12 protein-coding genes are annotated in these 8,561 nt (G+C 58.6%); 2 read left to right on the forward strand and 10 right to left on the reverse strand.

What is annotated here, in order from left to right:
* Positions 1–51 precede the first annotated feature (51 nt).
* From dagF to HMPREF3096_RS07040, 8 genes are all read right to left on the reverse strand, one after another.
* Positions 52–792, reverse strand: coding sequence for a 2-dehydro-3-deoxy-phosphogluconate aldolase (gene dagF / locus HMPREF3096_RS07005; protein ID WP_032731803.1), 741 nt, complete (start codon positions 790–792; stop codon positions 52–54).
* Positions 789–1,907, reverse strand: coding sequence for a DgaE family pyridoxal phosphate-dependent ammonia lyase (locus HMPREF3096_RS07010; RefSeq protein ID WP_012969088.1), 1,119 nt, complete (start codon positions 1,905–1,907; stop codon positions 789–791). Before HMPREF3096_RS07010 ends, dagF begins: the two co-directional genes overlap by 4 nt.
* On the reverse strand, positions 1,891–3,024 hold the full coding sequence (locus HMPREF3096_RS07015) for an amidohydrolase/deacetylase family metallohydrolase (RefSeq protein WP_012969089.1): 1,134 nt from the start codon (positions 3,022–3,024) through the stop codon (positions 1,891–1,893). Before HMPREF3096_RS07015 ends, HMPREF3096_RS07010 begins: the two co-directional genes overlap by 17 nt.
* Positions 3,025–3,137: 113 nt before the next feature.
* A complete protein-coding gene (locus tag HMPREF3096_RS07020) occupies positions 3,138–3,782 on the reverse strand; it encodes a DUF4310 family protein (protein WP_004152267.1) in 645 nt (214 codons plus the stop codon).
* Positions 3,783–3,795: 13 nt separating this feature from the next.
* A complete protein-coding gene (locus HMPREF3096_RS07025; RefSeq protein WP_002886897.1) occupies positions 3,796–4,572 on the reverse strand; it encodes a DUF4311 domain-containing protein in 777 nt (258 codons plus the stop codon).
* Between the two features lie 21 nt (positions 4,573–4,593).
* Positions 4,594–4,893 carry a DUF4312 family protein gene (locus HMPREF3096_RS07030; RefSeq protein WP_004206503.1) on the reverse strand — a complete coding sequence of 100 codons (300 nt, stop codon included), beginning with the start codon at positions 4,891–4,893 and terminating at the stop codon, positions 4,594–4,596.
* A gap of 2 nt (positions 4,894–4,895) precedes the next feature.
* The gene (locus HMPREF3096_RS07035; protein ID WP_004206501.1) at positions 4,896–5,258 is read right to left on the reverse strand and encodes an SFCGS family glycine-rich protein; all 363 of its coding nucleotides are present in this window, start codon (positions 5,256–5,258) and stop codon (positions 4,896–4,898) included.
* 10 nt (positions 5,259–5,268) lie between these two features.
* On the reverse strand, positions 5,269–5,607 hold the full coding sequence (locus tag HMPREF3096_RS07040; protein ID WP_008807140.1) for a PRD domain-containing protein: 339 nt from the start codon (positions 5,605–5,607) through the stop codon (positions 5,269–5,271).
* Positions 5,608–5,710: 103 nt separating this feature from the next.
* On the opposite strand from HMPREF3096_RS07040, the gene HMPREF3096_RS30805 reads away from it, so the two are divergent.
* A complete protein-coding gene (locus HMPREF3096_RS30805; RefSeq protein ID WP_012543089.1) occupies positions 5,711–5,842 on the forward strand; it encodes a hypothetical protein in 132 nt (43 codons plus the stop codon).
* 54 nt (positions 5,843–5,896) lie between these two features.
* Here the strand turns inward: HMPREF3096_RS30805 and cybC are convergent, their stop codons facing one another.
* Positions 5,897–6,283 (reverse strand): cytochrome b562, encoded by a 387-nt coding sequence (gene cybC / locus HMPREF3096_RS07045; protein ID WP_002886893.1) that lies wholly within the window; start codon positions 6,281–6,283, stop codon positions 5,897–5,899.
* Between the two features lie 36 nt (positions 6,284–6,319).
* Entirely contained in the window at positions 6,320–7,672 is a 1,353-nt protein-coding gene (gene pmbA, locus HMPREF3096_RS07050) for a metalloprotease PmbA (RefSeq protein WP_008807141.1), read from the reverse strand.
* Between the two features lie 95 nt (positions 7,673–7,767).
* On the opposite strand from pmbA, the gene yjgA reads away from it, so the two are divergent.
* Positions 7,768–8,319, forward strand: coding sequence for a ribosome biogenesis factor YjgA (gene yjgA, locus HMPREF3096_RS07055; RefSeq protein ID WP_004177664.1), 552 nt, complete (start codon positions 7,768–7,770; stop codon positions 8,317–8,319).
* Positions 8,320–8,561: the final 242 nt, after the last annotated feature.

Genomic DNA, 8,561 nt, shown 5'->3' on the forward strand with positions numbered 1-8,561 from the left:
CAGATGGTTCCCTCTCCCTCCGGGAGAAAGTTAGGATGAGCGGCAATAGCACTACTTCACTAACTGCTTAGTCATCTCCAGCAGCTGGCGCACATCGGCCGGGCGGGTGTTGCCGCTGGCTTTATCGATAATCGAGCTGTAGATATGCGGGATGATTTTGCTCACCCCGGCATCGAGAGCGATTTTCAGGATCTCGCTGTAGTTGTCCAGATCGATACCGCCGGTCGGTTCCAGCCAGAAATCGTGCGCAGCGCAGGCTTTGGCGACGGCTTCGAATTCGGCGCGGTGCTTCAGGCCGCCCATCGGGAAGTATTTGATGGAGCTGCCGCCCATGTCTTTCAGCAGCGCGATGGCGGTTTCCAGCGGCACAATGCCATCCGCCGCGCCGCTGCTCAGCGGGCCGGTGGAGATCTTCACCATTCCCGGCGTACCGGTCGGCGAGACCAGGCCATTCACCACGGTCTCATTCTGCCCGAGCAGCGCGCGGCTGGTAGCCACGCCGGTGAAGACCTGGTTGACATGCTGCGGCTGCACCTGGCGAGAAATCTCGCTCACCATCGCCGACTGGTTTGGATCGCCTGCGCCCAGCCCGACGGAGAGCGCGTTATCAATAAGCTTCGCGTAGTCACGCATATCAGCCACCGCGCTGGCGACATCCGGATAGTTTTTGGAGAGCACGCCGACCAGGACGTGACCTTCCGCCGCGTCGTAAATTTCGCGGGCGTTGTATTTGCTGCCCGCCAGGACGTTCAGGCACACGCGATCACGGTAAAAGTTTGGGGTCAGTTTCATGCTTGTTTCTCCTTGTTCAGCACTTCCGCGATGCGGCGGGCGACCACCGCCAGCTGCTCCGCGTTCACGCTGCGGACATCGGCTTCGATAATGCCTTCATTCGCTTTATAGCCGCGGAAGTAGATGGCGTATTCGCCCTGCTTCAGCGCGTTAACCAGATCGCCGGTCTTCACGCCGGTCACCGCTTCGTTGAATTTGATTTCGGCGCGGGCGATATCGCGACCCGCGCTATCCCACACCACCCGGGCGGTCACGCCGTTAAGCGTGTTGAGCTGTTCGATAAACGGCGTCATCTTCGCCACCATCTGCTCGCCGCTCTCTTTGCTCGCCGTCAGGTAGTGTTCAATGGCGCAGGTCAGGCCGAGAATGCCCTCTTTACCCACTTTCATCGCCCGGCCAATCCCCATCGACTGGCGTTTAACCCACTCGACGTACTGCGTTTTGCCGATCACCAGCCCGCTGGTCGGCCCTTCAATGGCTTTTGCGCCGCTGTAGATCACCAGGTCGGCGCCCATGCGGTAGTAGCACTGCAGATCTTCTTCCGCCGCCGCATCGACAATCAGCGGCAAGCCATGCTGGCGCGCCACTTCCGCAGCCTGCGCGACGTTGAGCATGCTTTTCTGTACGCAGTGGTGGGATTTGATGTACAGGATCGCCGCGGTGCGCGGGGTGATTGCCGCCGCCAGCTGTTGGGCGGAACATTCGTTGGCGTAGCCCGCTTCCACCAGCTTACCGCCGCCCAGCGCCACCATGGTGCCAACCGGCGCGCCGAAGTTGACGTTGTGGCCCTTCGGCAACACGATTTCGTTATTCTCAATCGGCGTAACGTGCAGGTTCTCCAGCAGCCAGTCGCTGTCTTTTACCAGCACCGCCGCCACCGACTGGGCAATCCCCGCCGACGCGCAGGAGACAACGGTCGCCCCTTCCACATCCAGCAACCTGGCGATGTACTCGCCGGTTTTATTCACCAGGTCTTTCATTTCAAAGTACTGGTTCATACCGGCCATCGCGGCTTCCACCACTTCCGGGCGCGGCGTGGAAACGCCCAGCGCCGTCATGCGGCCCGAAGTATTAATCACCTGTTTTAAATGGTATTTCTCAAAAATCGAAGGCATGTTCCGCGCTCCCTTGTTCGGTCAGATAGCCTTTGCCCGCGCGGATCGCGGCCAGCGGCACCAGAATGTTGTCAGCCTGGAGGCTCTCTTTTTCGGCATCCACCAGCAGCGTGGGCCGGTGCTCCAGGCGAAATAGCGTTAAATCGGCGTCGAAGCCCACTTCCAGCCGCCCTTTACGCGACAGGCGCAGCCCCTCGGCGGCGCTGACGGTCACGCAGGCAATGACCTGCGGCAGGGTCATGCCGATGGCGAGGAATTTCGACATCACCAGCGCCAGCGAGCGCACCGGGCCATCGATACGGTTACGGCAGTAAATATCGGAGCTGATGGTGTGCGGCAGAATGCCCAGCGCAATCGCCCGCCGCGCCACTTCAAAGCTGAAGCTGGCGGTGCCGTGCCCAACGTCGAGGCGCACGCCGCGCTGCAGAGCGCGAGTAATCGAGCTACGCAGTTCGCCGGCGGGATTCAGAATGCGGTTCGGCTTGCCGTTATAGCAGTGGGTAATGATGTCGCCGCGGCTCAGCAGATCGGCGATTTCATCGAGGTTCGGCGGGTTATTGCCGATGTGCACCATCAGCGGCAGATCGCCGTTTTCCTGCTGAATGGCCTTGGCGCGCGCCAGCGGCGTAATGCCGTTTTCGCCGACGACGCTGCTGCTCATCCGCGCCTTCAGGCCGACGATAAAATCAGGATGACGCTGCACCGCCTGCTTCACCGCAGCGGCGTCGATATTGGCCATATTCGCCAGTTCATTCTGCGCAATCAGCCCGACGCGGGAGATATTGAGCAACGCATAAACTTCCGTCGCCGCGTTACGGGTCAGTTGATAGAAGTCATCGACGTCGTCGGCGCCGGTGCTGCCGGCATCAATCACGGTGGTGACGCCGGTGGCGATGCCGACGCTGTCCGGCTCATCGTGATAAATCGGCGAATTCGGGTAGCAGTGAACGTGGGAGTCAATCCAGCCGGCGCTGACGTAGCTGTTGCCGTGCAGATCGAGGGTGTTGCGGGAGGGCGCGCTAATCTCGCCCAGCGCCGCGATTTTCCCGTCCTGGATGGCGATATCAGTCAGGGTATCGTCGACGAGGCGCGCACGGCGCAGGAGTAAATCAAACATAGCTATCTCCTGATGAAAAGGGTGAATCTGTTGCCGGATGGCGGCGTACCGCCTTATCCGGCCTACCAATCGCGCTGACGTGTAGGCCCGATAAGCGCAGCGCCATCGGGCGATTAGCTAATCGCCACCGGGAAGATGGAGCCGAGGATCATCGCGCCGAGGATGGCGCCGCCGGTGATCGGTTTCTGCCAGATGTAGAACAGCAGTGCGCCAACCAGCGAGCCAATCCCGATAGGAATCGAGGCGGTCATCGCGCTGAGGATAATCAAGGGACCGAGGAAGCGGCCGGAGGCATTACCGGCCCCCATCATCACGTCGGCGCCGTAAGTGGAATCGCTCTGGTTAATGGTGAACTTACGCGCCAGAATGATGATGTAACCCACTGCCAGACCAAGGACCAGGCCGGTGACCAGCGAGGCGGCGAAGTTCGCCACCGGGAAGACAAAGCCCGCGCCGAGCAGCAGCGCCGGTACACCAAGACCGATACCGGTCTGTATCGCTCCGCCGATATCGAGGATCCCCACCAGCGACCCTTCGATGATGCGGGCGAACAGGAAGCTGGCGCCAAACGCCGCCACCGCGCCGTAAACGCCGGTATCAATCCCCGACTTCAGCATGGCCACGAAGGCCACTTCGTTAAAGGCGCCGATGCCGTACAGGTAGTACATGTGCGTCCCGGCGAAGACGCCGGAGGAGAGCAGGCCAACAAAGATCGGGAACGACCAGTCGGCATACCAAAAACCTTTATTCTGTTCCATTATCAGGCTCCCGTTACTTGCCGCTGAGTGAGTTGTGGATCATGTCCAGCCAGTTCGGCACGGTCAGATGGAAGGATTCGATCATCTTCATGTCGAAGCCGCGGAAGAAGCCGCTGAGGACAAACAGCGCGACGATGGCCACCATCATCACTTTAGTCACCCGGTTCCAGCCGCTCTCTTCGACGCCTTTACCGATCAGGATCCCCAGCACCAGACCCGGTACGGCGTTACCCATAATCAGCTGCGCGGCGCCGCCGAAAATCGTCGCCCAGAAGCCTGATTTCTTACCGGCATCGATAGCCGCCAGCCAGAAGATCACCGGCATCACGGTGTTCACCAGCAGGTTTGCCGCCGGCACCAGGACCTTAACCGCGGTCACCTGCAGCGCTTCCGGTACGGACGAGGCGGTGAGGTTGAGGAAGGCGACGACAATCATGCCGATGATGCCGCAGGAGATGGCCATTTTTTTCGGATCGTGCAGCGTTTCGCCGACGTTACGATTTTTCAGCATTAGCGCCGCCGCGCCCCAGTTGGGGATAATGCGGTGGTCAACATCCTGGGTGAAGGAGCCTGCTGCCACGGAAGAGGCCCAGGCGTTAAAGAAGAAACCGAGGCCAAAGGAGAAGTGGGAAGCCGGATCGCCTTCGCAGGAATTCAGCTCGCCCAGGGTTCGAAACGCCCCCATCCCCTGGGTGGTAGGGGCGTGAAACATGCGTGCCGCTCCGGCGCCCACGCCGACGCCGACCAGGCCGCCGATGATGAGCGATTTTATTAAAATTATCAGGAACATAGTCAGACCCTTTGCTAACAATCAGGTTTGCGTGACGAAATCCACTTTATCGAGATCGATGGCGGTCACGTTGACGGTGACGTCCAGCTCCACGCTGTAGGTCCGTCGTTCACGGCGCAAAAAGAAGAACAGGAAGGCCTCTTTTCGTACCGCTTCGCGCGCATGAACAACCGTCACGTCCTGTGGCTCAATACGCAGCAGAATGTGCGATGAGGTTTTCATCACCGCAGCCTGCACATGGTTCAGGGCATCGGCGAAGGCCCGTGATTTGCTTTCGCCTTTGCCGGCAACCCTCACCGTGGTGGTGAATTGCTCTTTCATACTTATGCGCCGTATTTCTTTTTCCAGGCTTCTACCAGGCGCTCGCCCAGCTCTTCTTTATCCATAAAGCCGAAGCCCAGCACGTTGCACCCTTCGTTGATGGCAGTGACGCCCTCTTCCACCGAACGCATGCCATATTTCGCTTTGTAGCCGTATTTGGTCTGGGCGGTGATGGCCCCGGCGCCGCCGCTGCCGCAGAAGGAGATGCCGAAGGTAGCGTTTTCCGCTTTCATCATGTCGCCAAGCTTCATATCGGCAGCAACGCCAGGGACGACCACAGCACGTGCGCCCGCTTTCTCAGCGCCTGCAGCGACTTTTTGGCCTTTACCCAGACGGTCGCCAATGACTACGGTGATTTGTTCCATGTTTTGCTCCTTACAGGTTTTCTTTTGCGACTTCGAAATGGACGGACAGCAGCCAGGCCTCTTCATCGGGCAGGTTGCCGAACTGCGCGACCACTTCGCGGGCCAGCGTCATTGAATCTGGTGAAATCTCTTCGAACAGGCTGGCATCCACTTCCGGCAGCGGTTCACCACTGATTGACCGGTGGGCCATGGCCCGCACGTGGGAAGTCAGCATTTGCTCCTGAACGTCGTTAGGGACGATGCCGTGACGGTTTAACAAGGCGTAAACCTGCTGCAGCATCTTGTCAGCCAGCCGTTCAGTCTGCGCTGCCTGCTCCCCTTCGTCGTGTATTACCGCTCCGTTATTCACTTCTGATACCCCGCTGATGTCTCTGGAAATCAAGGTAGCGCCGGGGGATGGGAGTTTGTAGCGAGTTGTTTTCCACTTCGAAGTGGAAAGGGAGACGGCAGGCGTGATCGACCCCACATATTCACAGGGAAAAGGCAAAAACGACGGCTATGACGTGAGATGTATCACAACAATGAGCGTGGACAAGGCGCCCGCGGCAGCGGAAAGGCCGGAAAAAGAGAGTGGAAAAATGTGATATCGGTAGGCTTTCAGGCGGGAGGCATCGGCTGATGCCTCCCGAAAAGAACGGTTAGCGGTACTTCTTATGGTAGGTGTTGCGGGTGGTTTTAAACTCCTCCGCGGCGGCCTGCGCCTCTTTCACCTTGCCTTCGTTCGCCAGCTTCAGCGCACCGTCGATCTGGCCGATCAGAATATCCAGACCATGACGGTAATCTTTCATCTCAGCGCTGTCGGCCGCTTTGCCTTCCAGCTTCGGCGGGGTCTCTTTCTGGGCATCGACCGCGGCGGTACGCATCTTATTCAGCGCCGCTTTCAGCTCGCCGGCGTCGGAGGTCTTCTGTACCACTTGCAGGTTTTCTGCCAGAGTGTCCATGTCTTCGCCCAGGTCGGCGAAGGCCGACGCTGAACCGAGCGCAAAAGCAGAGACAGCCAGCATCGCTAACAGTTTTTTACGCATTGCTCACTTCCTTTTTATTATTTAAGCAAACAGGTGTTATTGCCCGGCGATTTTCATCTCCGGCAGCAGCACAGAACCGCACTGAATGTTGCTGCGCGTTTCAATATCATCGCCAATGGTCACGATATTACGCCACATTTCTTTCAGATTTCCTGCAATGGTGATCTCACTGACAGGATATTGAATTTCGCCGTTTTCTACCCAGAAGCCGGATGCGCCGCGTGAGTAGTCGCCGGTGACGCCACTGACACCCTGCCCCATCAGTTCGGTAACCACAAGACCGGTGCCCATCTCTTTAAGCATCTTTGCAAAACTCAGGCCGCGGCCGTTAATGCGCCAGTTGTGGATGCCCCCGGCGTGGCCGGTGCTTTTCATCCCCAGCTTACGCGCCGAGTAGTTGGTCAGCAGCCACTGGGTCAGCACGCCGTCTTTGATGATGTCACGACGCTCGGTGCGCACGCCTTCGCTGTCGAACGGCGTGGAGGCCAGCCCTTTCAGCAGGTGAGGATGCTCTTCGATGGTCAGCCACTCTGGCAAAATTTGTTTGCCCAGCGAATCGAGCAGGAAGGTGGATTTGCGGTATACCGAACCACCGGCAATCGCTCCGACCAGGTGGCCAAACAGCCCGGTCGCCACTTCGTTGGCGAAAATAACCGGCGCCTTCATGGTCGATAGCTTACGCGGCGCCAGACGCGACAGGGTGCGGCGAGCGCACTCTTCCCCGACCCATTCCGGGGACTGCAGATCCTCGATCGCCCGGCCAATGGTGTAGGCGTAGTCGCGCTCCATATCGCCATCATCTTCCGCGATGACGCAGCTGGAGAGCGAATGGCGAGTCGAGCAGTAACTTTGCAGCATGCCGTGACTGTTACCGAACACTTTGATGCCGTAGTGGCTGTTAAAGCTGCCGCCTTCGGTGTTGGTGATGCGTTTATCGGCCTTCAGCGCCGCTTGCTCCGCGCGGGCGGCCAGTTCGATGGCTTCGTCCGGGGAGACCTCCGCCGGGTGGAACAGGTCCAGATCCGGGGCGTCAAAGGCCAGCAGCTCTTTATCGGCCACACCGGCAAACGGATCCGGGGAGGTGTAGCGCGCAATATCCAGCGCCGCCTGTACGGTGCGGGCGATGGCGTCCGGGCTAAGATCGGTGGAAGAGGCGCTGCCCTTGCGGTTCTGATGGTAAACCGTAATGCCTAACGCCCCATCGCTATTGAATTCTACATTCTCCACTTCGCCATAGCGGGTGCTGACGCCGATGCCCGTCGTTTTGCTGACGGAGACTTCCGCACCGTCAGATTTACCTGCCGCCAGTTCCAGTGCCGTGGTAACGGCTTCTTCCAGCGTCTTACGCTGCTGTGCAACTTGAGAGATGACTTTCATTGCTAATGCCATAATGTAAGAAGGAGTTAACTGAAGTCTAACAGAGAACCGTTTTTCAGTGCGCGCCTTAACTGGTAACATTAGCCTCTTTTTTTAAGGAGCCTGAGATGACAAAGCAGCCCGAAGACTGGCTCGACGACGTGCCCGGTGATGACGTTGAAGATGAAGATGATGAAATCATCTGGGTCAGTAAGAGTGAAATTAAGCGCGACGCGGAAGAACTGAAGCGTCTTGGCGCGGAACTCGTTGACCTGGGGAAAAACGCGCTGGATAAAATTCCGCTGGATACTGACCTGCGCGACGCCATCGAACTCGCCCAGCGAATCAAAAAAGAGGGTCGCCGCCGCCAGCTGCAGCTTATCGGTAAGATGCTGCGCAACCGCGATGTCGATCCGATTCGTCAGGCGCTGGACAAGCTGAAAAACCGTCACAACCAGCAGGTTGCGCTGTTCCACAAGCTGGAGCAGATCCGCGATCGACTGATTGACGATGGGGATGACGCTGTCGCTGAAGTGCTGAACCTGTGGCCAGATGCTGACCGTCAGCAGCTGCGTTCGCTGATCCGCAATGCGAAGAAAGAGAAAGAAGGCAACAAGCCGCCGAAATCGGCGCGCCTGATCTTCCAGTATCTGCGTGAACTGGCGGAAAACGAAGGCTAAGTCTCGCTGTTTTTGCCCGCAATCGTCTCCCGGATGGCGGCGCGCTGCGCCTTATCCGGGCTACGGAACCCTGTATATCAAACGGTTACTCTGTTTCGTAGGCCCGCGCAAGCGCAGCGCCGCCGGGCAAGCTGTACCAGACTCCGTTCCCGTCGTTGTGCCGGATGACGGCTAACGCCTTATCCGGCCTACGGAGCCCTGTATATCAACCGGTTACTCTGTTTCGTAGGCCCGCGCAAGCG

It is taken from the genome of Klebsiella sp. HMSC25G12, assembly GCF_001807705.1.
Classification (GTDB): Bacteria; Pseudomonadota; Gammaproteobacteria; order Enterobacterales; family Enterobacteriaceae; genus Klebsiella; species Klebsiella variicola.

Bases quoted from the DNA above. Each gene is read 5' to 3' on its own strand.
- dagF (WP_032731803.1), bottom strand. From the start codon at position 792: ATGAAACTGACCCCAAACTTTTACCGTGATCGCGTGTGCCTGAACGTC.
- HMPREF3096_RS07010 (WP_012969088.1), bottom strand. From the start codon at position 1,907: ATGCCTTCGATTTTTGAGAAATACCATTTAAAACAGGTGATTAATACT.
- HMPREF3096_RS07015 (WP_012969089.1), bottom strand. From the start codon at position 3,024: ATGTTTGATTTACTCCTGCGCCGTGCGCGCCTCGTCGACGATACCCTG.
- HMPREF3096_RS07020 (WP_004152267.1), bottom strand. From the start codon at position 3,782: ATGGAACAGAATAAAGGTTTTTGGTATGCCGACTGGTCGTTCCCGATC.
- HMPREF3096_RS07025 (WP_002886897.1), bottom strand. From the start codon at position 4,572: ATGTTCCTGATAATTTTAATAAAATCGCTCATCATCGGCGGCCTGGTC.
- HMPREF3096_RS07030 (WP_004206503.1), bottom strand. From the start codon at position 4,893: ATGAAAGAGCAATTCACCACCACGGTGAGGGTTGCCGGCAAAGGCGAA.
- HMPREF3096_RS07035 (WP_004206501.1), bottom strand. From the start codon at position 5,258: ATGGAACAAATCACCGTAGTCATTGGCGACCGTCTGGGTAAAGGCCAA.
- cybC (WP_002886893.1), bottom strand. From the start codon at position 6,283: ATGCGTAAAAAACTGTTAGCGATGCTGGCTGTCTCTGCTTTTGCGCTC.
- pmbA (WP_008807141.1), bottom strand. From the start codon at position 7,672: ATGGCATTAGCAATGAAAGTCATCTCTCAAGTTGCACAGCAGCGTAAG.
- yjgA (WP_004177664.1), top strand. From the start codon at position 7,768: ATGACAAAGCAGCCCGAAGACTGGCTCGACGACGTGCCCGGTGATGAC.